At 37.9% G+C, this 430-nt stretch carries 1 protein-coding gene; it reads left to right on the forward strand.

Annotated features, from left to right (window positions below):
* Positions 1–88: 88 nt before the first annotated feature.
* Positions 89–430, forward strand: a 342-nt coding sequence (locus SORDD24_RS10585) for an MFS transporter (protein ID WP_419579789.1), incomplete at its 3' end; no start/stop codon positions are given.

A 430-nucleotide genomic window follows, 5' to 3' on the forward strand; every position in this document is an offset into this window, starting at 1 on the left:
GACCCGTTCATACTGAACGGAGTTCAATCAATTGGAAAAAACAAGATTCTAGAAATCAAAAGAAGAACAATCTGAAAAGGAAAATTAAATGATTTCGTTATTGTTGGCAGTCATCTATCTGGCCTTTATTAGTTTAGGCTTACCTGATGCTATTTTAGGAAGCGCTTGGCCAAATATGTATCGTAGCTTAAATTCAACTATTACCGGAGCAGGCTCCATCTTTCTGATTATTTCTGTTTGTACAATAATTTCTTCTTTGAATGCAGACAAAATAATTCATAAATTTTCTACAGCTAGAGTGACTACAGTTTCGGTAGGGCTAACCGCTTTGTCCCTATTTGGTTTCTCTTTTTGTCAAGAATATTGGCAGCTGTGCCTATGGGCTATCCCCTATGGTCTAGGGGCAGGGGCAGTTGATAGTGCACTAAAT

The organism is Streptococcus oralis, assembly GCF_001579175.1.
GTDB lineage: Bacteria > Bacillota > Bacilli > Lactobacillales > Streptococcaceae > Streptococcus > Streptococcus oralis_O.